The organism is Alcanivorax sp. 24, from assembly GCF_004360225.1.
Taxonomy (GTDB): Bacteria; Pseudomonadota; Gammaproteobacteria; order Pseudomonadales; family Alcanivoracaceae; genus Alloalcanivorax; species Alloalcanivorax xiamenensis.
In genome coordinates this window covers 16,239-39,934 of sequence record NZ_SNUA01000017.1, presented here as the reverse complement: position 1 = coordinate 39,934, position 23,696 = coordinate 16,239, and the positions used below count along the sequence as shown (strand labels likewise).

Annotated in this window: 17 protein-coding genes and 1 tRNA gene; 15 read left to right on the top strand and 3 right to left on the bottom strand. The window is 57.7% G+C overall.

Going from position 1 to position 23,696, the window contains the following annotated elements:
• Positions 1-252: 252 nt before the first annotated feature.
• From galE to E0L37_RS18290, 4 genes are all read left to right on the top strand, one after another.
• Positions 253-1,263: a UDP-glucose 4-epimerase GalE gene (gene galE / locus E0L37_RS18305; protein ID WP_133493103.1), complete on the top strand. Its 1,011-nt coding sequence runs from the start codon at positions 253-255 to the stop codon at positions 1,261-1,263.
• 813 nt (positions 1,264-2,076) lie between these two features.
• Positions 2,077-2,691: an acetyltransferase gene (locus E0L37_RS18300; RefSeq protein ID WP_133493102.1), complete on the top strand. Its 615-nt coding sequence runs from the start codon at positions 2,077-2,079 to the stop codon at positions 2,689-2,691.
• Positions 2,692-2,709: 18 nt separating this feature from the next.
• Positions 2,710-3,486: an ElyC/SanA/YdcF family protein gene (locus E0L37_RS18295; RefSeq protein ID WP_133493101.1), complete on the top strand. Its 777-nt coding sequence runs from the start codon at positions 2,710-2,712 to the stop codon at positions 3,484-3,486.
• Positions 3,487-4,334: 848 nt separating this feature from the next.
• Positions 4,335-6,308, top strand: coding sequence for a nucleoside-diphosphate sugar epimerase/dehydratase (locus tag E0L37_RS18290; protein WP_133493100.1), 1,974 nt, complete (start codon positions 4,335-4,337; stop codon positions 6,306-6,308).
• 92 nt (positions 6,309-6,400) lie between these two features.
• Here E0L37_RS18290 and E0L37_RS18285 read toward each other — a convergent pair whose 3' ends face one another.
• Positions 6,401-7,792, bottom strand: coding sequence for a PLP-dependent aminotransferase family protein (locus E0L37_RS18285; RefSeq protein WP_133493099.1), 1,392 nt, complete (start codon positions 7,790-7,792; stop codon positions 6,401-6,403).
• Positions 7,793-8,083: 291 nt separating this feature from the next.
• Here E0L37_RS18285 and E0L37_RS18280 point away from each other — a divergent pair, with 291 nt between their 5' ends.
• The 11 genes from E0L37_RS18280 to E0L37_RS18230 all read left to right on the top strand — a co-directional run bounded on the left by E0L37_RS18280 (position 8,084) and on the right by E0L37_RS18230 (position 21,885).
• Positions 8,084-9,244: an MFS transporter gene (locus E0L37_RS18280; protein ID WP_133493143.1), complete on the top strand. Its 1,161-nt coding sequence runs from the start codon at positions 8,084-8,086 to the stop codon at positions 9,242-9,244.
• A 314-nt stretch (positions 9,245-9,558) separates the two neighbouring features.
• Positions 9,559-10,440 (top strand): UTP--glucose-1-phosphate uridylyltransferase, encoded by an 882-nt coding sequence (locus E0L37_RS18275; RefSeq protein ID WP_133493098.1) that lies wholly within the window; start codon positions 9,559-9,561, stop codon positions 10,438-10,440.
• Entirely contained in the window at positions 10,430-11,710 is a 1,281-nt protein-coding gene (locus E0L37_RS18270) for a UDP-glucose/GDP-mannose dehydrogenase family protein (protein ID WP_133493097.1), read from the top strand. Before E0L37_RS18275 ends, E0L37_RS18270 begins: the two co-directional genes overlap by 11 nt.
• 2 nt (positions 11,711-11,712) lie before the next feature.
• Positions 11,713-13,350, top strand: a complete 1,638-nt coding sequence (gene pgi / locus E0L37_RS18265; protein ID WP_236564139.1) for a glucose-6-phosphate isomerase — start codon at positions 11,713-11,715, stop codon at positions 13,348-13,350.
• 11 nt (positions 13,351-13,361) lie between these two features.
• Positions 13,362-14,735 (top strand): phosphomannomutase/phosphoglucomutase, encoded by a 1,374-nt coding sequence (locus tag E0L37_RS18260; RefSeq protein ID WP_133493096.1) that lies wholly within the window; start codon positions 13,362-13,364, stop codon positions 14,733-14,735.
• Positions 14,736-14,749: 14 nt separating this feature from the next.
• Entirely contained in the window at positions 14,750-16,243 is a 1,494-nt protein-coding gene (locus tag E0L37_RS18255) for an ABC transporter permease (RefSeq protein ID WP_236564138.1), read from the top strand.
• Entirely contained in the window at positions 16,240-16,875 is a 636-nt protein-coding gene (locus tag E0L37_RS18250) for an ABC transporter ATP-binding protein (RefSeq protein ID WP_133493095.1), read from the top strand. The genes E0L37_RS18255 and E0L37_RS18250 overlap by 4 nt, the downstream gene beginning before the upstream one ends.
• A gap of 14 nt (positions 16,876-16,889) precedes the next feature.
• A complete protein-coding gene (locus E0L37_RS18245) occupies positions 16,890-17,981 on the top strand; it encodes a hypothetical protein (RefSeq protein WP_133493094.1) in 1,092 nt (363 codons plus the stop codon).
• A 131-nt stretch (positions 17,982-18,112) separates the two neighbouring features.
• On the top strand, positions 18,113-19,738 hold the full coding sequence (locus E0L37_RS18240; RefSeq protein WP_166643094.1) for a glycosyltransferase: 1,626 nt from the start codon (positions 18,113-18,115) through the stop codon (positions 19,736-19,738).
• A 25-nt stretch (positions 19,739-19,763) separates the two neighbouring features.
• Positions 19,764-20,897: a UDP-galactopyranose mutase gene (glf, locus tag E0L37_RS18235; RefSeq protein ID WP_305015803.1), complete on the top strand. Its 1,134-nt coding sequence runs from the start codon at positions 19,764-19,766 to the stop codon at positions 20,895-20,897.
• Between the two features lie 13 nt (positions 20,898-20,910).
• On the top strand, positions 20,911-21,885 hold the full coding sequence (locus tag E0L37_RS18230) for a glycosyltransferase (RefSeq protein WP_133493091.1): 975 nt from the start codon (positions 20,911-20,913) through the stop codon (positions 21,883-21,885).
• Here E0L37_RS18230 and E0L37_RS18225 read toward each other — a convergent pair.
• Positions 21,863-23,179, bottom strand: a complete 1,317-nt coding sequence (locus E0L37_RS18225; protein WP_133493090.1) for a sugar transferase — start codon at positions 23,177-23,179, stop codon at positions 21,863-21,865. The genes E0L37_RS18230 and E0L37_RS18225 overlap by 23 nt on opposite strands.
• 399 nt (positions 23,180-23,578) lie before the next feature.
• A tRNA-Asn gene (locus tag E0L37_RS18220) sits at positions 23,579-23,654 on the bottom strand.
• Between the last annotated feature and the right edge of the window lie 42 nt (positions 23,655-23,696).

Below are 23,696 nucleotides of genomic sequence, written 5' to 3'. Positions count from 1 at the left end.
TTCCGTGGGAGCGGGCTTGCCAGCGAATACGGCGTTCGGTATTGCGCATTCGCTTGCCAGCAAGCTTCCCACGGCGGCTTTGTGGCGCGGCTTTCCGTGGGAGCGGGCTTGCCAGCGAATACGGCGTTCGGTATTGCGCATTCGCTTGCCGGCAAGCTTTCCATGGCGGCTTCGTAGCCCTCTCCGTGGGAAACGATTAAGGTAGCAGCGACTCCAAGCATCCAGGACGTGTACGAAGGAGAAGGAATCAGTATGGCGACGGTATTGGTCACTGGCGGTGCCGGTTATATCGGCTCTCACACGGTGTTGCTGCTGCTGGAAGCGGGCCATCGGGTAGTGGTGGTGGACAACTTCAGCAACAGCAGCCCGGAGTCGTTGCGTCGAGTGGAAGCTCTGACCAGCCAAAGCGTGACGCTGGTGGAAGGGGATATCCGCGACGGCGAATTAATGGAACGTATTCTGCGGGATGAGCAGGTGGAAGCGGTGGTGCATTTCGCCGGCCTGAAGGCGGTGGGCGAGTCCGTGGCTCAGCCGCTGCGTTATTACGACTGCAACGTGGTGGGCACGATCCGCTTGCTGGAGGCGATGGAGAAGGTTGGCGTGCGCCGTATGGTGTTCAGCTCCTCCGCCACCGTCTACGGTGATCCGGCCACGGTGCCGATCCGTGAAGATTTTCCGCTCAGCGCCACCAATCCCTATGGCGCCACCAAACTCCACATCGAGGACATGCTGCGGGATCTTTATCGTGCCGAGCCATCCTGGGGGCTGGCGTTGTTGCGCTATTTCAATCCGGTGGGGGCCCATGAGAGCGGTCGCATCGGTGAGGATCCCAACGGCGAGCCGAACAATCTGATGCCTTATATCGCCCAGGTGGCGGTGGGCAAGCGTGAGAAACTGCGTGTTTTCGGCGGCGATTACAACACGCCGGACGGTACTGGCGTGCGGGACTACATTCATGTCATGGATCTGGCCCAGGGCCATCTGGCGGCGCTGGAGGCGCTCACTGGTCCGGGGCTGATCACCACCAATCTGGGTACTGGCCAGGGTTACAGCGTGCTGGACATGGTGCGGGCCTTCGCCGGCGCCAGCGGCCGGGATATCCCTTATGACATCGTTGAACGCCGGCCTGGTGATGTGGCGGTGTGCTACGCGGACCCGGCCCACGCGGAGCGGGTGCTGGGCTGGAAAGCCACCCGTGGCGTGGACGCCATGTGCGCGGATCATTGGCGCTGGCAGGAGAGTAATCCCGACGGCTTTCGCTAGGGTATTCGCCAGCAAGCGTCCCACAGCGGCTTGTATGGTTTCCCGGCAAGTCTCCCACGCGTGCTATGAAGCCGCTGTGGGAAGCGGCCTTGGCCGCGAATGCGCCCCCAACTGCTGCCATTCGCTTGCCAGCAAGCTTCCCACGGCGGCTTGTATGGTTTCCCGGCAAGTCTCCCACGTGTGCTATGAAGCCGCTGTGGGAAGCGGCCTTGGCCGCGAATGCACCCCCAACTGCTGACATTCGCTTGCCAGCAAGCGTCCCACAGCGGCTTGTATGGTTTCCCGGCAAGTCTCCCACGCGTGCTATGAAGCCGCTGTGGGAAGCGGCCTTGGCCGCGAATGCGCCCCCAACTGCTGACATTCGCTTGCCAGCAAGCGTCCCACAGCGGCTTGTATGGTTTCCCGGCAAGTCTCCCACGCGTGCTATGAAGCCGCTGTGGGAAGCGGCCTTGGCCGCGAATGCGCCCTCAACTGCTGACAATTCCTTGCCAGCAAGCTTCCCACGGCGGCTTGTATGGTTTCCCGGCAAGTCTCCCACGCGTGCTATGAAGCCGCTGTGGGAAGCGGCCTTGGCCGCGAATGCGCCCACAACTGCTGACAATTCCTTGCCAGCAAGCTTCCCACAGCGGCTTCGTGGTACGGCCTTCCCTGGGAGCGGTCTTGCCAGCGACTACAGTGTTCGGTATTGCGCTTCACTTGCGAGTAAGGCCCCCCACGGAACGCAATGGTGACGCCGTGATGTAATCCCCCTGGCGTGTGATGCGGGTCGGTGATACAAGGAAAGGACGCTTTGACCAGAGCAAGGAGGTTGCCATGACACGTTCGTTGGGGATTCTGGGAGCCGGGGGACACGGCAAAGTCATCGCCGATACCGCTATCGCGTCCGGGTGGCGAAAAATCGCTTTCTATGACGATGCCTGGCCCAAGAAACAGGACAACGGTCGTTGGCAGGTTTCCGGGCGCAGCGGCGAGCTGCTGGAGGAAATCAGCGCCATGGATTCGGTGACCGTCGGTATCGGGCGCAATAACATCCGCTTGCGGAAACTGTCGGAGTTACTGGAGTCGGGGGCGACCCTGGCGACCATCGTTCATCCCCACGCGTCGGTGAGCAGGTTCGCGGAAATGGGCGCGGGCAGCGTGGTTTTCGCCAACGCCGTGGTCAACGTGGATTGCGTGCTGGGCATGGGCTGTATCGTCAACACCGGGGCCACGGTGGACCGGGATTGCCGGCTGGCCGCCGGTGTCCATGTCTGTCCCGGCGTGCATCTGGCCAGTGATGTGACCGTGGGGGAGGGCAGCTTCATTGGTATCGGCGCGGTGGTGAAGGAGGGGGTCACCATTGGTGCGAACGTGGTGGTGGGCGCGGGGGCGGTGGTGCTCCACGATGTGCCCGACGGCGTCACCATCATGGGTGTGCCGGCACGATAAGGAGTCTGCTTTCCCCCGATGAATCTGGATACTTTTCAGTGGGCCAAGGTGGTGGCCTCATTGGCGATGCCGGTATCGCCGGTATTGCTGCTTCTGATCTGTGGCACGGTGTTGCTGTGGTGGGGCCGGGCGCGCCGCCTGGCGCTGGCCCTGGTCACCACTGGTACGGTGCTGTTGCTGTTGTTCACCCTGCCGGGCACCGCCCGCTGGCTCGGCGGCCCCCTTGAGCATGCCTACCCACCACTGACCGTGCCGCCACCGGCTCCCTGGGTGGTGGTGCTTGGCGGGGGGGCTCTGGACGACCCTGCCTTGCCGCCGCCTTCCCGATTGCGAGCCCATTCCCTTGCCCGTTTGGCCGAAGGGGTACGCCAGTTCCAGTTGCAGCCCGCGGCCAAGCTGATTGTGTCGGGAGGCGCACCGGACTCGACGCCGGAGAGCGTGACCTCGGCGGATGCCATGGCGGAGCTGGCGGTGGCTTGGGGGGTGCCGCAGGACGCGATCTGGCGCTCCCGCGATGCGCTGAATACGGAGCAGGAAGCCCGGGCGGTGGCCCGCTGGGTGCCACCGGAAGAGAAAGTGATCCTGGTGACATCGGCATTGCACATGCCCAGGGCGTTGGCGTTGTTTCGCCAGCATGGCATCAACGCGGTGCCGGCGCCGGCCGGGCCCTACTGGACGCCAGGGTTGGGGCGGGCGCACTGGGGAGACCGCTTGCCGGGAGCGGAGCCGCTCTATGTGCTGGAGATAAGCTGGTGGGAGAGACTGGGTGCCTGGTGGCAGGGTGACACGCCTTAAGGCGATGCTGGTATGGTTCGCTGCCAAGCAGAGCTGCCGTGGGGGCTTGCTTGCAAGCGAATCGCCAACGGCTGGGGAGTATTCGCGAGCAAGCTCGCTTCCCACAACGGCTTCGTGACAATCCCTGTGGGAAGCTTGCTTGCAAGCGAATGGGGCAACGCCGGAGGCCGTATTCGCTAGCAAGCTAGCTCCCACGGATCGTGCTACGAAGCCGCTGTGGGAAGCGGCCTTGGCCGCGAATGCAACACGAATTCGTGCTCCCATTGAACGGGTTGGCTATGGGCAATTAGCGGTGATATATCTACGGAGATATGAAATAAAATGCGCCTCTGGAAGAGGCGCGGAATGCGAAATCAAAAGGAGATAATGTCGTAAAGAAAGCTTTGATCATCACGCTCCGGCCACATCCATGTTGTTGTTCATCCATTGCGCGATGATTCGAGCATGCCGTGTCGCCTTGCTGATTACAATTACCAAATGTTGCGGAGTGTTGCTTCATGAGCCGAAGTTGCTCTTTCCCGGTTTACAAAAAAGTCGTTTCCGTGCGGTTCCTTTGGTATTAAACCTGCTATTATATCGCCCCTTCGCCGGAGGGATTCGGTCAGATGTTGTCAATCCCCTGAATGGGGTATTTTCCTGTTCGGCCGGTCGCTGTAAAAACGTTAAATTATTGCAAAAACAGCAGGGTGCCGTGGGTGCGTCACAATGAGTGTCATGCATTCACATTTACACTCGGTTTACCTAACGCGCGGGCTATAAAACGTTACGCGCGGGCCTGGAAGTGTGATTTGCATCACACGATAATGGCTCTCTTTTATTGACATTGAGACGACTAAGGACAGGGTCCTATGCATACCGCTTCTTCATCGCTGCAAAGTGCCGTGGCTCGGGTGCTCAAGTGCTCCCGCTGGCAAAAAAGGGCCATCATGCTGATGGCGGACGCGGTGGCACTGCCGGTAATGTTGTGGACCGCCTACGCTTTGCGCTTTGGCAGTCTGTTCCCGCCGATCGAGGATCCCTGGTTATTTCCCCTGACCGTGCTGGTGGGGCTACCCGCGCTTTATCTTCTTGGATTTTACCGCTCCATCGTCCGTTATCTCGGCGCCGAGGTGGCCTGGTCGGTGGTGCTGGGCATGACCGCCACGGTGGTGGTTTTAGCGAGCCTTTCCTATATGGTGCCGGCGATGGTGCCGCGCTCCGTGTTTTTGATCTTCTGGGCCCTGGGTGTGCTGTATCTGGGATCCAGCCGGTTTTTGGCACGCCGGTTCCTGTATCGGGTCATGTCCGGCTATTTTACCACCGAACCGGTGGCGATTTATGGCGCTGGTGGTGCCGGCGGACAATTGGTGACCGCGTTACAGCAGGGGCGGGAACTGCACCCGGTTTTAGTGGTGGATGACGACCCGGGCAAACAGGGTACCTTGCTCTCCGGGGTGCCGGTGGTGGATCGCCTGACCTTGAAACAGGCGGTGGTGGATGAGCGTATCCGCACCGTGTTGCTGGCCATGCCAAACCTGTCCCGGCAGCGCCGCATGGCGGTGGTGAGCTGGCTGGAGAAGCTGGGAGTGAGGGTGCAGACGGTGCCGGCCTTTGCTGATATCGCCAGCGGCAAGGCGCGCCTGGAAGAGATCCAGGATGTCGCCATCGAGGATCTGCTCGGCCGTGACGCGGTGCCGCCCCGGCTGGATCTGTTGAGCCGCTGTATCAGCGGTAAGCATGTGATGGTGACTGGTGCCGGTGGCTCCATCGGTTCCGAAATGTGCCGCCAGATCCTGAAGCTGAACCCGAGCCGCCTGGTGCTGCTGGAGCAGAGCGAGGTGGCGCTGTACGACATCGAGCGGGAGTTGGGCGGCGTGCTGCGGGAAAGCGGCAAGGACATCGAACTGGTGCCGATGCTGGGCTCGGTGGTTAACCGTGGTCTGGTGAAGAGCCTGTGTCTGGAACACCGCATTGATACGCTCTATCACGCTGCTGCTTACAAGCACGTTCCCATTGTCGAGGCCAACCCGGACGCCGGGGTGCGCAACAACATTATCGGTACTCTGGCCGCCGCCGAAGGGGCGCGCGATGCCGGGGTGCGGCATTTCATTCTGATTTCCACCGACAAGGCGGTACGGCCCACCAACGTGATGGGGGCCACCAAGCGCTTCGCTGAACTGGTATTGCAGGCACTGGCCAGCACCAGTGACGGCACCATCTTTTCCATGGTGCGGTTTGGTAACGTGTTGGGGTCTTCAGGCTCGGTGGTACCGTTGTTCCGCAAACAGATCATGCAGGGCGGCCCGGTGACGGTGACCCACCCGGACGTGATTCGTTACTTCATGACCATTCCCGAGGCGGCCCAGTTGGTGATTCAGGCCGGCGCCATGGCCAAGGGTGGCGAGGTGTTCGTGCTCGACATGGGCGAGCCGGTACGGATCATGGATCTGGCCACCACCATGATTCGTTTGATGGGAATGAGTGTCCGTGACACCACCAACCCGGACGGCGACATCGAAGTGGTGTTCTCCGGCCTGCGCCCCGGTGAGAAGCTGTATGAGGAACTGTTGATCGGGGAATGCTCGATCCAGACCGAGCATGAAATGATCATGCAGGCCCATGAAGAGAAACTGGCGCCGGCGGAGATCAACCAGGCGCTGGATCGCTTCCGTACCGCGCTGGAACGTGGCGATCAGGATGCCTTGCGGGCGCTGCTGCGTGCTTATGTCAATGGCTACCAGCCGCGCCAGGACTACAATGATGCGCTGATTCTGCAGCCCACCGCCGATCAGCCTGCTCAAAAGGAAGCCGCTCCCTACAAGGCCCCTTCCCCGACACACTGATGCCGCACGCCGCTTCGCTGCCAAGGCAGCTTCCCACAGGGGGCTACGGAGCCGCCGTGGGAAGCGAGTTTGCTCGCGAATATAACGCGAATTCACATTCCCTGCGGATCGTTCAAAAAACGTATCGCCCGCCGATCCCGTGTATAGGCGACGTTGAGCCGCAGCCAGGGCGAGACTGTTTCATCGGGCAGGAACAGATGACCCGGTGACAGGCTGACGCCGGATTGCCGCGCCAGGTCCACCAGTTTTTGCGAATCCGCCACGCCCGGATAGCGGGCCCAAATGAACATCCCTCCCGCCGGCTCGGAATGCACCTTCCAGCCCGCCGCCCGCACCAGATTGAGGGCGGTGACCATTTGCGAGGAGAGTCGCGTGCGCAACCGTTCCACCAGTTTGCGGTAGGCCCCGTTCTGCAGCATGGTCGTGACCACCTGCTCAGAGAAACGGGAGGCCGAAATGCTGGTCAGCATTTTGATGTCCACCAGCGGCTTGATTCGCGCCGGCGCCGCGGCGATAAACCCCACCCGCAAGGAGCTGGACAGGCTTTTCGAGAAGCTGCCGAGGTAAATCACTCGCCTGAGACCATCGAGCGAGGCCAGACGAAGTGTCGGTTCATGCTGGAAGTCCGCGTAGATGTCGTCCTCGACAATCTGGAAATCGTGCTGCTCCGCCAGTTGCAGGATACGGTGGGCAAAGGTCGGCGCCAGTGTGGTGCCGGTGGGGTTCTGAAACACGCTGTTGGTGAAAAACAACTTGGGCTTGTGCTGTTTCAGCAGGTACGCCATGTGTTCCGGATCCGGTCCGCCGGGGAGGCGCGGCACGCCCACCACATGCACCTGTTGCAGCTTCAGCAGGCCGAGCAAATTGTAATAGCCTGGTGATTCCACGAACACAGTGTCGCCGGGTTTCAGTAACAGTCGCACCAGCAGATCCAGGGCATGACTGCCGCCGCCGGTAAGCAGGATCTGCTGCATGCTGGCGTCAATGCCAAGCAGGCGAATTCGCTCCCGTATCAGTAAGCGCAACTCCGGGGTGCCCATGGGCGTGCTGTAATCGAGGATGCCGGCGCTGTCCTGGCGGGTGACCTGGCGAATCGCGTAGGACAGGTCTTCCACTTCCAGCCAACTGCCCGGCAGCCAGCCGCAACCGAGCTTCAAGGTGGAGGCGTCACTCTGGAACAGGCTCCAGCGATCATCGGCCACCTCTTCCTCACAAACCGGCTCGGTGCCGGTCAACATTCTCACGGCGCCGTTGGTTACATAGAAGCCGGAGCCGGGTTTGGAGCGCACCAGTCCTTGGGCCATCAGACGTTCATAGGCCTCAATAGCGGCGTTGCGGCTCACGTGCAGCTCGCTGGACAGGCGGCGTATGGACGGTAGACGGCTGCCGCCACCGGCGCCGTTCCGCACGATCCAGTGGCGAATCCCGTCTTCGATTTGTTGTGCAATGGGCAGCCCCGAGTCCGGGTCCATATCCAGCTTCATGCCAAGTCCTTAAGGCCGCTGTGGGAAGCTTGCTTGCAAGCGAATTCTTGTGGAACCCCGATTCGCTTGCAAGCAAGCTTCCCGCAGCAGCTCCGCGGCCAGTGCATGACAGACCGCGATGCCCGCGACCGTTACCGGAAAACCCGGAACAGTTCATCAATAACCAGACCCAAGTGTACCTTACCGCCGAATCCGGCGAATACGACCATGGTGTGATCCCGCCCAGGCCGGGGCGCGCGCGTGCGTGCCCCGGCGAGGCGCCCCATGTATTCCTTTTTTTCAAGGTTCGTTATGCGCTGTTTCGACGCCCTGCGTTTGGCTTTTGCTCTGTGCATTATCACATCCGCCTCCAACCTCCAGGCGCCCCTGTACAGCGCACTGGCCGGCAAGGACGGCGTGGGCGTGGGCGTCACCACGGTGGCCTTCGCCTGCTACGTATTCGGCATCATTCCGGTGCTGCTGTCGTTGAACGGCTTGTCGGAGCGGGTAGGGCGCAAATCGCTGATCCTGACGGCTCTGGTATTGTGTCTGGTGGCAACGACACTGACCCTGGTCGCCCCGGGGATTCTGGCCCTGGGGATAGCCCGCTTCCTGGTTGGGGTGGCCACTGCGCTGGCCTCCAGCGTGGCACCGGGCTACATGCATGATCTGTTCTCCGGCGGCGACCATCGCCGTGCCGCCAACTGGGTGACCGCCGCCACCTCCCTCGGGTTCGGCCTGGGCCCGGCGGTGACCAGCCTGTTTTTGCTACGGGCCAGCAGCCTGACGCCGCCCAGCTTCCCGCTTTATCTGCTGGCCGCGGTGGTGGCTTTCGTGCTGGCCGCCGGCTTAAGGGATGACGCGCCCAGATCATGCCGGGCACCGTTGGCCCGATTACCGTTCTTCCCGGCGGGTTCGCTGATCTTCGGCTGGGCGATTCTGCTGGCCTGGGGCACGGTGGGCCTGGTCATCGCCATCCTGCCCTCGGCCCTGCAAAAGCACGGTCTGAGTGAGTGGTCCGGCTTCGCGGTCCTCGCCACCTGCAGCTGCGGCGTTCTGTTCCAGCCCCTGGCGCGGTTGCTGCCATCACGGACCTCCACCCGTATCGGATTGCTGATTCTGCCGGTGGCCTACGCTCTGATCGCCTGGGGGGCGCTGCACGGACAGTTTGTTGGCGTGTTAGCGGGCGCGGTGCTGGCGAGCAGCGCCTGCTATGGCTTCATTTACCTGGGCGGCCTCAGCGCCGTGCTGGCGCTGGCTGAAGAACGCCGCGCCGCCGCCAGCGCCGGGTTCTTTCTGATGGCGTACTTCGGCTTCATTCTGCCGGTGATGGTGACCGGGGTGCTGGTGGATTGGTTCGGTCACACGGTGGCGCTTTCCTGGTACGGTGGAGGTCTGATCTTCGGGGTAGTACTGGCGTTGGTCGGATTGCGGCGTAGCCGGCCGCGGAGCCAATACGCACAGGTGCGCTAAGGAGGGGGGGGCTCTCCAGCGTGGATGCACTGCCTTTCTTGTTTTGTGATCCGTTTCAAGGAAAAAAACGCTCGCCGGTTTTTCATGTCTTTGTTTTAGCCGCCGGGACGGTCCTTTCGTGACAAACAGTAAAACTTGTTTGAATTGGTCGACTCGTTCCGCAGAGCTCGAGCGACAGCGTGAAATTTGTATGGTTAGAATCTGTTCATGCCTTGGAATCGGGGGAGGGAAGTTGGAAGACTTCGAGACGTCTGTCGAAAATAAGGTGATGGATCCCGGATTCTTGCAGTAGCCATGATGAAGGACGGTGCCAGATGATTTCGAAAGTAGTGATCCCGGTCGCGGGATTGGGTACGCGCATGCTGCCCGCCTCTAAATCCATTCCCAAGGAAATGTTGCCGATCGTGGACCGCCCGGCCATTCATCTGGTGGTGGAGGAAGCGGTGAAAGCCGGCCTCAGTGAAATCATTCTGGTCAACCATGCCGCTAAAGGCGCGATCGAGGATTACTTCGATATCAACGCCGAGCTTGACGCGCAGTTACAGGCGAAAGGCAAGGAGAGTTTGCGGCAAAGCTTGCGCCAGATCCTTCCCGATCACGTCAGCGTCATTGGTGTTCGTCAGCGGGAACCGCTGGGGTTGGGCCATGCCATCCTTCAGGCAGCTCCGATTGTCGGCGACGAACCTTTCGTGGTGATGCTTCCGGATGTTCTGGTTGACACCGTTGGTGACCTGGCGGATTTGAGCGCTATGCTGGCACGATTCGAGTCTACCGGGGCTGCTCAGATCATGGTGGAGCCGGTGCAGATGAACAAGGTCGATCAGTATGGCGTGGTATCTATGTCCGGACCGGCGCCAACAGCGGGCAATGGCATTGCGATCCAGGGCCTCGTGGAAAAGCCCGCGCCCGAGTACGCGCCCTCTAATTTGTCGGTGGTTGGACGGTATGTTCTGCCCGGCGAGATCATGGGCCTGCTTGCTGATACCCGCCCCGGTGCTGGCGGCGAGATTCAACTGACCGATGCCATTGCCGCGCTGCTGGAGCGCGCGCCAGTGGAAGCCTACGCCATGACCGGGCGTACTTTCGATTGCGGCAACAAAGCCGGTTATCTCGAAGCGTTCATTCACTTCGCGCTTGGCCACCCGGAACTGGCGGAATGCTCCCGGGCGCTCCTGGAGCAATACCGTGCGCGTTGATGTGGTTGGGGACACGCTATGTGCCGCGGTGACTGCATCGGCTCTGGCCCAAACCGGCCACACAGTGACTTGGTCCCTGCCTGAAGGGCGTTATTGGCAACAGCTGAGGGACGGCCGGGAAGCGTATCATGAACCTGGTCTTATGCCGCTGATTCGCGAGCAGATCGAAGCTGGCTATTTGTGGTGCCGGGATCTGGCGACACCGGCCCCTACTCCGGGCGAAGTGGTGTTTCTGGCGTTGCAGCCGGGGGAGCGCGATCAAGCCGACATCTTGCTGGATTGGATTGCAGGTGGCGAGCAGTGTGAGTTGCTGATCAATCAGAGTGTATTTCCGGTCGGGACGACCGAAGAGCTGCGGGAAGCATTGGCACAACGTGGGCGGACGGTGCCGGTGATTTGCCTGCCGGACACCTTGCAGGAAGGCCGGGCGTTAAATGACTTCACTCGCCCGGAACATATCCTGCTCGGCTGTGACGACCGTTCTGGTGAGATTCTGATCCGGGAAATACTGCGGCCCTTCAATCGGCGGCAGGATGTCATCCAGGTGATGCGTCCCCGTGAAGCGGAGTTCGCGAAGCTGGCTATCAGTGGCATGTTGGCGACCCGCCTGAGTTTCATGAATGACATGGTGATGCTGGCGGAAGAACTGGACGTGGATATTGAGGTGATTCGCCAGGGAGTCGGATCGGATCCTCGTATCGGTGACGCCTATCTGTATGCCGGTTGTGGTTTTGGTGGGCCGGGCTTCAGTCGTGATGTAATGAATCTGACTGATGCGTTGCGCAGCCGCCGAATCAATACCGAGCTGTTGGAGCAGGTCCTGCAGATCAATGAGCGGCAAAAGGAAGTGCTGTTCCGCAAGTTCTGGCGTCACTATGAAGGCGATGTGGCGAATAAGAAAGTGGCGCTTTGGGGCGCCGCGTTCAAGCCTGGTTCTGATCGTGTCGATAACGGCCCGGCGTTGCGCCTGATCGAGGCTCTTTGGGCGCAGGGCGTGGAGGTGCATGTGCACGATCCTCTGGCGTTGCCGGAACTGACACAGTGGGCCGACGGGCGCGGGCCCCTGTATACCCACCAGGACGGTTACCATGCGGCAAGGGACGTGGATGCGTTGATGATTGTGACTGAATGGAAAGAGTACTGGAGTCCCGATTGGGCCATGTTGAAAAATAAGATGAGCACGCCGCTGATTCTGGACGGTCGAAATATTTATGACCCCCGTTATGTCAAACATCAAGGGTTCACCTACTATGGCATTGGGAGATCCTGATCATGGCATTGCCGCTTATGGACACACTCATGGCGCGCCGGGCCGAGAAGGCGTTACGTGATGACGCTTATCGTTCGGGACGTGTTCATATCGCCGATTTGTTCGCCCAGGATGCACGACGTTTTGAACGTCTGAGCCTTTCCGCTTGTGGTCTGCTGGCGGACTTCAGCAAACAGAGAATTGCAGCGGGTACGCTGGAAAAGCTGCGGACGTTAGCCGAAGCGAGAGGTCTGGATGACTGGATTCGTTGCCTTTTTGATGGCGGTGAGGTGAATTGGACTGAGTCCCGTCCGGCAATGCATTGGCGCTTGCGCGAGTGCAAGAAAAATGCACCGGAGGTGCACGAGCAACTCACATTGATGGAGCATATCGTCAATCGGGTCCATTCCGGTCAATGGCGAGGGTGTCAGGGTGACGCGATCACCGACGTGGTCAATATCGGTGTGGGTGGCTCGGATCTGGGGCCGCTCATGGCATCGGTGGCATTGCACGAACACCACCCTGAAACGGGCGGGAGGCCACGTCTGCACTTCGTCTCTTCCATGGACGGCAGCCAGATCGCACCGCTGCTGGATGAATTGAACCCCGGCACTACGCTGGTGGTAATTTCCTCCAAGTCATTCACCACCATGGACACTTTGAGTAACGCGGCCACCACTCGCGCCTGGTTGGAACGGGCGTTTCCTGAGGTGAATGGCGCTTTGCTGCGCTGTCATTTCATCGGCGTTTCCGCCTGCTCTGAACGGATGACGGAGTGGGGGATTCATCAGGAAAACCAGCTCCGGCTGTGGGACTGGGTCGGTGGCCGTTATTCGCTGTGGTCTTGCATCGGCTTGCCGATCGCGCTGGCCATCGGCATGGATCAGTTCCGCGAATTTCTCGCCGGCGCTCACGATATGGACCAGCATTTCCGCAGCGCGCCCTGGGACGAAAATGTACCGGTCTCTCTGGGACTGGTGGATATATGGAACCTCAATTTCCTGAACATCACCGCCCGGGCCGTGCTGCCCTATGATGGCCGGCTGAAGCACCTCCCTGCTTATGTCGAACAGTTGGAGATGGAATCCAACGGCAAATCGGTGACTCGCTCCGGTGAGGCGGTCAAACATCACACTTGCCCGGTGATTTGGGGAGAGGTTGGCCCAAATGCCCAGCACGCGTTTTATCAGCTTCTTCATCAGGGTACTCAGCCCGTGGCCTGCGAATTCCTGGTGGCGGCGCGGCATGGCCGTCGCAACGGCAATAGCGCGGCACTGGAGCCGTTGGAAGACCAACATGGCCTGACCGTGGCCAACTGTCTGGCCCAATCACGGTTACTGGCATTTGGAGAGGCGGCGTTGACACCGGATCAGTCGTTACCGCCATTCATGCATTATCGCGGCAACCAACCCAGTACTACGCTGATGATGGACGAACTGTCGCCGCGGCAGTTAGGTGCGCTACTGGCGCTCTATGAACACAAGGTGTTCGTACAGGCAGTGATGTGGGGTATCAACCCGTTCGATCAATGGGGTGTCGAAATGGGCAAGCGTATCGCCATGGAGATGATAGACGTGCTTAATACTGGGGGCGGCATTAACGAGCTGGACGGCTCCAGCCGCGCCCTGGCCCGCTACGTTCGCGAGCGGCAACAGAACTGACGGGATTTCCCATGACGATAACGTTATCCGACACTTTATTCCGTGCTTACGACATTCGTGGCATCTTCGGCGACACGTTGACCATGGAGGCCGCCGAGCTGATCGGCCAGGCCATAGGTTCAGAGGTGTTGTCCCAGGGAGGCGGCAAGGTAGCCCTGGCGCGGGATGGGCGACTTTCCTCGCCGTCCTTGCATCAGGCTATTGGTCTTGGCCTGCGCTCCGCCGGCTGTGATGTGATCGATATTGGTTTGGTGCCGACTCCGGTTCTGTATTTCGCTACCCATCATTTTGACGGTGTCGACTCCGGAGTAATGATCACCGGTAGCCACAATCCGCCGGATTACAATGGTTTCAAGATCGTTATCAAGGGTACGGCACTATCCGGCGACGCCATCGTGGCGTTGAAAACGCGGATTCTGGACGGCGATCTGAGTCGGGGAGGAGGGCACCAGGAGCAGCGTGAGATCCTGCCTGCGTACCTGGATGCTTTGCGAGAACGGCACCAATTGGCTCGTCCGCTCAAGGTGGTGGTGGATTGCGGTAACGGTGCCGCCAGCGTCATCGCTCCGGAGGCTATCGCCGCGCTCGGGTGCGAGGTGCTGCCGCTCTATACTGAGGTGGATGGCACCTTTCCCAATCACCATCCGGATCCTGGCGATATAGAGACGCTGGCGGACTTGATGGCCATGGTTCAGGGTGAAAAGGCCGATCTCGGATTGGCCTTCGATGGTGATGGTGACCGTCTCGGCGTGATGCTGCCAGACGGCAAGGTCGTATTCCCGGACATCTTGTTGATGGCACTGGCGGAAGATCTTCTGCGGCGTGTTCCAGGCTCGAGAGTGATCTTTGATGTCAAGTGTACCGGAGCTCTATTCGATGTGGTGCGCGCCGCTGGTGGTGAGCCGGAGATGTGGAAAACCGGTCATTCGCTGATGAAAGCCAGAATGAAGGAGACCGGTGCCCTGCTGGCAGGGGAGATGAGTGGCCACGTCTTTTTTGCTGAAGACTGGTTTGGCGTTGATGACGCGCTGGTGGCCGCGGCACGACTGCTGCGTATATTGAGCGGATACGATGATGACGCAGCGACTTTCTTCGGTCGTTACCCTGATTTGTGCACAACGCCCGAGATCACCATAACCGTTACCGAGGAAACCAAATTCGCCATCGTCGAGTACCTGCAGACCCACGCCGACCTGGGACAAGGTGAGCGCACGGTGATTGACGGTATTCGTATGGATTATGAGGACGGATGGGGACTGTGCCGTGCCTCGAACACTTCACCGAAACTGGTGACGCGTTATGAAGCCGTGGATGAGCCGGCCCTGGCACGGATCCAGCAGCGCTTCCAGGCTGCCATCGGCGACGCTGTCAACGCGGTTGGATAGTAGCGGATTCTCCGATGTCAAAACCTCAGATCGCCCATTCCAAGCGCCGCTCTGATCAGCTTCAACCACTGCCTGCCGAACGGGCGCTGGAGTGGGGCTGGGAGGCCATGCATGAGGGTCTGTGGCGTGAAGCCGTGCAACGTTGGGCTACATTAAGGCTAGTGTACCCCGATCAGGGACCAGTTTGGATACAGGCGGGGGTGGCGCACCATCAGCTTGACGAGTACGAGTGTGCGGCGGGGTTGTTGGAGCAGGCGAGACTGCGTTTTCCAGATAACCCGAACGGCTGGATACGCGGCGCGCTGGTAGCGGCCGATGGCGGTATGACTGAGTCGGCGGTGATGCTGATGGAGCAGGCGCGTTATCGATTTCCCAATGACATCGATGTCTGGCTGACCAGTGCCGAAGTCTTGTTTCGCGCGGGAGAGCGGGCCCGGGCCGAGGCATTAAATGCTGAGGTCTGCCGGCGTTTTCCCAAGCAAGCGGCAGGTGGGTGTCAGTATGCTGAGTTTGCCATGAGGGATCATCGCTGGCAGGAAGCGCTGTCCCGCTGGACTCGGGTACGCGCGCAGTTTCCCGAACACCGGCAGGCATTTTTACGGGCTGCTGAGGCTGCTGAGCGTCTTGGCTGCGCCAGCGAGGCGAAAAAGTTGCGGATGGGCGCCAGCTTCGGTGCTGATTGGGTGAAGAGCCTGGAACAGACGGACCAACGCGATACGCAGATTCGACCCCCTGTTCGACGGAATTTAAGGGCGTTTGCTGATCTGGTGGTCACCAAGGCGCGCCTTAACCTTAAGGCGGAGGCCAACCAGAATCATTTGCGGTATCTATGGTGGATCATTGATCCACTGCTGTATATGGCGGTGTTTTATCTGGTCTTCGGTTTGCTACTGCAGCGAGGTGGTGATAACTATGTTATCTATCTATTGACTGGACTGGTGCCGTTTCAATGGTTCGCGAAGACGGTCCAGCACGCTGCGGCAACCATTATTCAAGGCCGTGGTTTGATGAACCTGGTGCGTGTTTCACCGCTATTCTTTCCGCTTGTAGCGGTAGCACAGAACACTGGAAAACAGATACCGGTGTTCATCATGCTCGTTGTTCTTCTGTTTGCCTGTGGATTTTATCCAACGGTGCACTGGCTGGCGCTGGTGCCGGTGGTTGCTATCCAACTGATGCTGATGGCGGCCATCGGCTGCCTGACGGCGATGATCATCCCGTTCTTGCGTGATCTGCTCAACCTGGTGCCCACAGGCCTGCAATTTATTCTATTCTGCAGCGGCGTGTTCTACACCGTTGATACTATCCCGGAACAATGGCACAGCTATTTTTTTGCCAATCCCATGGCTAACTTACTCCATCAGTATCGTCTGATACTGATGGAGCACCAGTGGCCGGATTGGGGAATGACGTGTTGGCTGGCGTTAGCCTGTATGGCGGGACTTGTTTTAGTGGCCTTAGTATATCGTCGGCTGGAGAGCGTGTTTCCACGGGTGGTGATCGAATGAGTGGAGACGCGATCATTTCTCTGCGTGATGTTGGCGTTCGTTATAAACGCCGTGGCGGCTTGTTTGTGCCTAGCCGGTATTATCAGGCGCTTGAAGGTATCACCTTTGATCTTTACCGAGGTGAAACTCTGGGAATCGTGGGTCGTAACGGTGCTGGAAAATCGACGCTGTTACGGCTGATCGCGGGCATAATCCAACCGGATAGTGGTCAGGTAATTAACCATGGTGTCACGGTATCGCTGCTCGCACTCCAAGCGGGTTTCGACGGGGAACTGTCCGGTATTGACAATGCGGTGATCAGCGGTATGTTGCTGGGCTACTCCCGATACCAAGTCGAAAGCCACCTCGACGAAATCGCTGCTTTCGCTGAGCTGGGTGACTTTATGGAAGAGCCGGTTAAGACCTATTCTTCGGGTATGCGATCTCGTCTTGGATTTGCGGTGGCTATCCATATGTCTCCGGATGTTCTGCTTTTGGATGAAGTTCTGAGCGTTGGTGATCAATCGTTCCGCCAAAAAGCAGAGAAAGCGATGATGAAGAAGATCTGTTCGGATCAATCGGTAGTGTTCGTATCCCACTCCGATGAGCAGATCAATCGCATCTCGGACAGAAAGATCTGTCTGGATCGATAGGGAGGAAAAAAGCTATGTGGATACGAAAACGCCGGAAAGGAAAGCGTCTCATACTGCATATCGGGCAACCCAAATCAGGAACCACTTCGATTCAGGATTTTCTTGCGTTCGAGCGACAACGACTGGCGCGTCAGAATTACTTATATCCGGTCTTGGAGAACGTTGAAAATAGAAACGCGCATCATGCTTTGTCCTACTCCTTGAGAGAACGTGTCGAACGAGGGGTCCGTATTAAGGGGCACGACGCGTCCCGTCAGGTCGATATCTGGGGAAGGTTGTCCGATCAGATCTCAGCAGACTGCTGCGGAACCGTGGTGCTGAGTTCCGAAGACTTCTATTTTTTGGACTATGGTGGTCGCCAGCATGGCTCGGCTATCCAGGAGCTTGGGAAATGGGCGGATCAACATTTCGATGAAGTGACCGTTCTGGCGTACCTAAATCGGCAGGATCGACACGTGGAGTCCTGGTGCAATGAGATTGTGAAACACGGTATAGACCAGACCACTCTCCCTATCGCTAAGATTGCTGACCGTCTTCCGAATTGCCATAGCAACTACGCCGGCCTCCGGAGCCGATGGATGAAAGTATTTGGTAACGGTGTGCAGTTTCGGCCATTTCAACGCTCCGCGTTAAAGGATGGTGATGCGGTCATGGATTTCTGTGATGTCATCGGCTATGAGCCGTCCACAGCAGTAAGGAATTTCGAGCGTAAAAATCTCAGAGTGACGCGCCTGGCTTTCGAAGTGCTCAGGAATGCGAATCGTTTCGAGCATAACCAGGAAGTGCATAGAGTTTGTGTAAAGGCGCTTCAAGAGATCGCTCCGGAAGATTCACGGGATGACCTAAAGGTCAACCCGGGACTCTTCTTCGAGGAGGCGATGCGGGAAAAATGGAGGGTTTCGAATGCGAAGTATGATATCGGGTTCGAAGATCCCGAGTTAAAGCAGGCGGTTGGTGACCCTGTGCCCTATTCGCTTTGGCAACCAGAGGACCTTGTTCCTGTCGAGGTGAAGGCGAGACATCTGATGGGATCGAATGAACGGAGAGTAGCGGCTGCGGGTGCGCTTCTGATGGCGGCGGTTGAGGTAATGAGGGCCACTGAATGAGTGTTTGTTTGCAGAATATTGTATTTCCCGACGCTGAGTTATGCGCTGAGCTTGACTTGTACCTACGGCTGGTTTCAGGAGCCACTTATTCCTACAGTTCGAAAGTGTTGATGCTGAAGAGCGGAAGCTCAGTGAGTTCGAACACTCTGTATGGTGCTTTCAGTGTTTGTAAATGGAGGGAATACACTGAGCTCAATCAGCTTTCCTTACAAATCAGGTTTCAAGGTGATCTGTTAATTCGAATCTGGGGAGCAAGCCAGCACTGCTCAAAAGAGTTGATTTTGGAGAAACGGGCCTCAACTCCAAGTTCTGGAGTGCAAAAAATAGAGATATCAAAGGCGCTATCAGAGCTTGAATATGATTCCTTGTATGTGGAGCTGGTCTCTTTATCGGAATCGGAAGTCTATTCCATGGAGTTCTGTACGCAACAGACTCCTTCTCAGGATGTCGCTCTCGCCATTGTGATCACCACATTTAATCGACCGAATGATATCAAAGCGACCGGAGCCAGACTTTCTCAGTTTCTTGAGCAGGTCAATCAGGAGGGGCTGTCGATCCAAACCTTTGTTATCAATAACGGTGATGAGATACCGGTTAATGAAACGCCTTACCTGAAGGTCATAAATAACCCGAATCTGGGGGGGGCGGGCGGTTTCTCTCGGGGGCTTGTGGAAGCTCGAAAAAACGCTTCGTTTACCCACTGTCTTTTCATGGATGATGATGCTTCTTGTGAGACCAGTTCGCTGGTACTGGCCTGTCGATTCCTGGCGTTTTCCAGATTTGACGATCTGGCATTGTCTGGAGCCATGTTGAAGAGCAACATAAAATACATGCAACACGAGGCTGGTGCACGGTTTCACGGCCTGGTAAAGCCGCTAAAATCCAATCTTGACCTGCGCGGTTACTCCAATGTCATTTTCAATGATCTTCCGGAGCGTGTGGATTACGGTGCTTGGTGGTTCTTTTTATTTCCCCTGGATCGAGTCAAACATCTTGCCTTCCCTTTTTTTGTGCGTGGCGACGACATCGAATTTTCCCTAAGCCACGATTTCAGAATTATCACTTTAAATGGGGTGTCTACATGGCAGGATGACTTTGCCGAGAAATCAGGCCCTATGGTGACTTACCTTTCCACGCGTTCGACTTTGGTGACCTCGTTGCTACATGGCGGCTGGTTTAAGACGTGGTTGTGGTTCGCTGTGTCAGCACTGAAATCGGGGTTCGGCTTATGCTACGACCGAACCATGGCCCACTGCCAGGCGGCTGAGGATGTTCTTGATGGCACGGATTTCTGGTCCGAAAATGTGGATATGAAGGGTCGTCGCGCATTGATCAATGAGCAGACCCGGTATGAGCGAAATCTGGATGGAGGCTCCACTCCCAATGCAATGGGTCATTCGTTCAATAAGAAGGAGGGCGCCTTTCACAAGATGGCCCGATTCTTGACCTTGAACGGCCACCTGATTCCTGAATCCCTGTTCAGGCGTCCTGCTGTAGTCTCCTGTGATTTCTCGTTGTCGCCTTTCACGAGAGTATCTTTTCTTCGTCGGGAAGTTATTTATACGCGTCGAGGTCGGCCAGTGTTCATTGCCCGTCATGACAAACGGTATTTCTTTTTGGTAATGACCCGGGCCTTCTCTCTGTGGTGCAAGCTAGCCCTGCGCGGGAAGATATTACAGAAACAGTATGGATCAGCGCATTCGGAATTAACCAGCGCTGCGTTTTGGCAGCGTCATTTCTTTCCCTCCGACAGATAATGGAGATGCCGTAATGAATATACTCATGGTTGGAGCCGGTTTCTCATGTGCGGTTGTCGCCAGGGAGCTGGCCAACGCTGGCCATAAGATCTCCATCGTGGAGCAACGCCCTCATATCGCCGGTAACTGCCACACCGAACGCGACGGTGAGACCGGGGTGATGGTGCACGTTTATGGACCCCATATCTTTCACACCGACGATGTGGAGGTGTGGGAGTATGTAAATCGCTTTTCGACCTTCAAACCTTATGTGAACCGGGTAAAAAGCACGGTTGGTGGCTCGGTGTTCTCTCTACCTATTAACCTTCATACCATCAATCAGTTCTTTGGAAAGACATTGCGGCCGGATGAAGCGAAGGCATTTATCCAGGCTCAGGCGGATACATCGATTGAGAATCCGCGGACCTTTGAAGAACAGGCATTGAAATTTGTCGGCGCTGATCTGTATGAAGCGTTCTTCAAAGGCTATACCAAGAAGCAGTGGGGTTGCGAGCCGTCGGAGCTGCCGGCCAGTATTCTCAAGCGCTTGCCAGTGCGTTTCAACTATAACGACAACTACTTCTTCCATCGCTTTCAAGGCATGCCGGAACATGGCTACACAGCCTTGATCGAAGGGATTCTCGACCACGAGAACATAAGTGTACGTCTCAATACGGCGTTTGAACGCGGTATGATGTCGACGTTCGACCACACCTTTTATTCAGGGCCTTTGGACGGCTATTTCGGTTATAGCGAAGGACGGCTTGGTTATCGGACATTGGATTTCGAGCGTTTTATCTATGATGGTGACTATCAGGGATGCGCAGTGATGAACTACGGTGAGGAGCGGGTGCCGTATACCCGTATCACCGAACATAAGCACTTCTCTCCTTGGGAAGAGCATGAGGGTAGCGTGTGTTACCGTGAGTACAGCCGGGCCTGTGGCGTCGATGATATTCCTTATTATCCGATCCGGTTGGTGGAGGAAAAGGCGATGCTGTCCCGTTACGTGGAATTGGCGGAAAGCGCGGAAGGCGTGACTTTTGTCGGGCGCCTCGGAACCTATCGCTATCTTGATATGGACGTCACCATCCGCGAAGCATTGGATACCGCGCGAGATTACCTGAGGGCACTGCGTGAGAATACCCGTGTCCCTGCGTTCTTCGTCAACCCAATCTGAGGAACTACCGCCCATGACCTCTCTGGTCGCCGTTGTCGTTACCTACAACAGGCTCGAGCATCTTAAAGTCGCGGTGTCCGCCCTGGAGCAGCAGCGCTGCGACGCCATTGTTGTGGTGGATAACTGTTCCACTGATGGTACCCGTGAGTGGCTGTGGCAAAGGGAGGGGGAAAGTGGCCGGTTGGATGTGGTCTTGGCACCGCGTAACCTTGGGGGCGCCGGTGGCTTCGAACTGGGTTTCGGCCACGCGCTGTCACGATATCGCCCGGATTGGCTGGTGTGCTTCGATGATGACGCTTATCCCATGCCCGGATCGTTTCAGGCGTTCCTGGAATCGGATCTGGACGGGATAGATGCTGCCGCGGCGGCGGTCTACTTTCCGGATGGGCGTATCTGTGAGATGAACCGCCCCAGCCTTAATCCATTCTGGCATCTGCCCCGCTTTATTCGCACTGTCTTGGGAGGTGGCCGGAAAGGGTTCCATATCGACGATGAGGCCTATCAAGCCGAGCAGCCTGTCCGTATCGATTCGACCTCCTTTGTCGGTTTCTTTGTTCGCAAGGAAATGGTGGAGCGTATCGGCTTACCGGAGGGTCGCTTATTTATCTATGGAGATGATGTTCTTTATACGCTGATGATTTCCCGTGCCGGAGGCCGTATTCGTTTCCTGCCCTGGGTGCGTTTTGCGCACGATTGTTCCACCTTCAGTAATGGTGCCCGCACATATGCGCCTTTATGGAAGGCCTATTACACTTACAGGAACGGTTTGCGGGTATATCATACCGCGGCTGGTGCCCTATTCTGGTTGTTTGCTCCGATGAAGATCACCCAATGGCTGGCCCAGGCCCGCTTGTATGATCACCCCGGGGCTTACCTGAAGGTCACCCGGTTGGCGATTATGGATGCGCTAAAGCAGCGCTATGACCGGCCGCACGACTCAGTGGTTGCCTTGTGTCAGCAGGCATCTAGCGGGCGCCAAAACCGGTGAAGATGGTACGGATGGTTTTCAGCACGATGAGAACATCAAGACCGAAGCTCTGATGCTTGATGTAGTAAAAGTCGTGCTCCACTTTCTTGCGGGTCTCTTCCAGGCCGGCCACATAACCCTGTTGAACCTGGGCCCAACCCGAGATGCCGGGTTTGACGATGTGTCGGTAGCTGTAGAAGGGGACTTTCTTCTCGAACTCCTGCGCGAATGGTGGTTGCTCCGGGCGCGGGCCGATCAAGCTCATGTTCCCGATCAGAACATTCCACAGTTGTGGCAGCTCGTCCAGACGGCTGCGGCGTAGTGCTCGGCCCAGAGCAGTGATGCGATGTTCGTCTTCGTCGGCGAAGCGTGCCTGATCAGAGCAATTGTCGATGTTCATTGAACGGAACTTGAGCATTCGGAATGGGCAATTACCGACCCCCATTCTTTCCTGAATGAACAGTGCGGGCCCTTTACTCTCCAGTTTTACCGCGATACCGATCAGCAGACAAAGCGGTACGACAAGGGGGGCGAGCAGCAGTGTGCCGCTGATGTCCATGAGGCGCTTGCCCAGCAGGTACAGAGGGTTGGGTTGGAAGGCCGTGAAATCAGAACTGTTCAACATGTCCAGGTTAACACTCCCGCTCACTGCTTCCTGGAGTGAACGACGGTTGAAAACCGGGATGCGGCGGCTGTGGTGCCGGGCAATGAATCGTACCCATTCATCGCTCAGAGGGGTGTCCATATCCACCACCAGTGCGTCGAAGCGGCGCGGATCATCCGCATCACACAGGTATAGAAACCGGAAATGCTCATCGTCATTATGGCATTCCAGTAGCTGGGTGCCCGGTACCACCGCCAATTTCATATAGCGGAAGCGGGCTTTTACCGCCACGGCCAATATCTGCTGTAGCAGGATCAGTGTAAAGCCGAGAAACAGGGGCAGTCGCGCATAGCCCAGACGCAGGGCCAGCACCGCGAGGGTCGCGAATCCAAGGGTGATGCCGGTGACGCTGAGCTGGTAGGGCAGTAAATAGCCTCCAGGATATTGACTAAGTGCACGGGAGAAACAGAGGTTGGCACTGAAGGCGGCCGCCAGAATGAAAAGAGTGGTGACTTGATTGTCGTCGGTTGGCAACCAGGTGTGGTAAGCGAGCCAGAAAGGAGCGAGCAAAACCAGGCAGAAAGAGACGCAGTGCCAGAGAGGAGCGTTGAGCAGAATGCGCTCGTACCAGCGTTGGTGCCTCGTGGGCTCAAGCAGGTAGCGATGGCTGGATTCAAGTTGCTGGGCGATGCCGCCCTGGCTCGTGCTCATCTGACCCTCATGTCATCCCGCGGATAGCGCCGGAGTTCGTTGGTTGCTCGCCGAAACCGGCGAAAGGCTGCCGTTGAGGGATTGAGTCATTTTTGAGGGCGTATTGCTTTGTGCTCTTCCCCAAATAGAAACAATTTTACCAATGGGTGTTGACCCCGGTGGATCGGGGCAGGAAGAGTGGAGAAGAGGTGATGAGGAGGGCTTATCGTCCGGCCGCTCAATCCGCGCACAAAGAAAAAGGGCCTATCCGATGGATAGGCCCCTTTCTATTTGGCTCCGCCTGCTGGGCTCGAACTAGGCGAATTCACTGGATTCGCGCGCTGATTAACAAGCGGCTCTGGCCGCTCAATCAGCAGGCAAAGAAAAAGGGCCTACCCAATGGATAGACCCTTTTCTATTTGGCTCCGCCTGCTGGGCTCGAACCAGCGACCCGCTGATTAACAGTCAGCTGCTCTACCAACTGAGCTAAGGCGGAATGTCCTGAGGCCGCGTATATTAGTGGCGACCCTCGGGGGCG

Bases quoted from the DNA above. Each gene is read 5' to 3' on its own strand.
- galE (WP_133493103.1), top strand. From the start codon at position 253: ATGGCGACGGTATTGGTCACTGGCGGTGCCGGTTATATCGGCTCTCAC.
- glf (WP_305015803.1), top strand. From the start codon at position 19,764: ATGGTTGGAGCCGGTTTCTCATGTGCGGTTGTCGCCAGGGAGCTGGCC.
- E0L37_RS18250 (WP_133493095.1), top strand. From the start codon at position 16,240: ATGAGTGGAGACGCGATCATTTCTCTGCGTGATGTTGGCGTTCGTTAT.
- E0L37_RS18295 (WP_133493101.1), top strand. From the start codon at position 2,710: ATGAATCTGGATACTTTTCAGTGGGCCAAGGTGGTGGCCTCATTGGCG.
- E0L37_RS18225 (WP_133493090.1), bottom strand. From the start codon at position 23,179: ATGAGCACGAGCCAGGGCGGCATCGCCCAGCAACTTGAATCCAGCCAT.
- pgi (WP_236564139.1), top strand. From the start codon at position 11,713: ATGGCATTGCCGCTTATGGACACACTCATGGCGCGCCGGGCCGAGAAG.
- E0L37_RS18285 (WP_133493099.1), bottom strand. From the start codon at position 7,792: ATGAAGCTGGATATGGACCCGGACTCGGGGCTGCCCATTGCACAACAA.
- E0L37_RS18245 (WP_133493094.1), top strand. From the start codon at position 16,890: ATGTGGATACGAAAACGCCGGAAAGGAAAGCGTCTCATACTGCATATC.
- E0L37_RS18300 (WP_133493102.1), top strand. From the start codon at position 2,077: ATGACACGTTCGTTGGGGATTCTGGGAGCCGGGGGACACGGCAAAGTC.
- E0L37_RS18230 (WP_133493091.1), top strand. From the start codon at position 20,911: ATGACCTCTCTGGTCGCCGTTGTCGTTACCTACAACAGGCTCGAGCAT.
- E0L37_RS18255 (WP_236564138.1), top strand. From the start codon at position 14,750: ATGTCAAAACCTCAGATCGCCCATTCCAAGCGCCGCTCTGATCAGCTT.
- E0L37_RS18280 (WP_133493143.1), top strand. From the start codon at position 8,084: ATGCGCTGTTTCGACGCCCTGCGTTTGGCTTTTGCTCTGTGCATTATC.
- E0L37_RS18290 (WP_133493100.1), top strand. From the start codon at position 4,335: ATGCATACCGCTTCTTCATCGCTGCAAAGTGCCGTGGCTCGGGTGCTC.
- E0L37_RS18275 (WP_133493098.1), top strand. From the start codon at position 9,559: ATGATTTCGAAAGTAGTGATCCCGGTCGCGGGATTGGGTACGCGCATG.
- E0L37_RS18260 (WP_133493096.1), top strand. From the start codon at position 13,362: ATGACGATAACGTTATCCGACACTTTATTCCGTGCTTACGACATTCGT.